Raw genomic sequence first — 678 nt, 5'->3', positions numbered from 1 at the left:
TTAAAGCCTAGCCAACACGATAGTTAGGTGCTTCCTTGGTGATGGTCACATCGTGAACGTGGCTTTCTTTCATGCCCGCTGCGGTAATCTTGGTAAACTGCGGTACCGTGCGCATCGTTTCAATATCGCCACTACCTGTGTAGCCCATGCTAGAACGAAGCCCACCCATTAACTGGTGAATGATTGCAGTCATCGGCCCCTTACACGCTACACGACCTTCAATACCTTCAGGTACTAACTTGTCGACGCCAGATTTAATGTCCTGGAAGTAGCGATCACTAGAGCCTTGAGACTGGCCCATTGCTCCTAAAGAACCCATTCCCCGATAAGCCTTATAGCTTCGACCTTGGAATAATTCGATTTCACCAGGGGCTTCATCAGTACCGGCTAGCAAACTACCGATCATAATACTGTTTGCGCCAGCTACAATCGCTTTTGCAATATCACCAGAGAAACGGATACCACCATCAGCGATAACAGGCACATCAAGCTCTTTCAAAGCTGCACTAACATTAGCCACCGCAGAAACCTGAGGAACACCAATACCAGCCACAATTCGTGTCGTACAAATTGAGCCCGGGCCAATTCCGACTTTAACCGCATCTGCACCTGCTTCAGCCAATGCTATCGCCGCTTCAGCTGTTGCGATGTTACCACCAACCACTTGCACCTGCGGGT

1 protein-coding gene is annotated in these 678 nt (G+C 49.4%); it reads right to left on the bottom strand.

Going from position 1 to position 678, the window contains the following annotated elements:
• Positions 1 to 7: 7 nt before the first annotated feature.
• A partial coding sequence (locus tag A3766_RS08285; protein ID WP_197479440.1) for an IMP dehydrogenase occupies positions 8 to 678 on the bottom strand: 671 nt, incomplete at its 5' end.

The organism is Oleiphilus sp. HI0132 (genome assembly GCF_001635845.1).
This window is presented reverse-complemented; position numbering and strand designations above follow the sequence as displayed.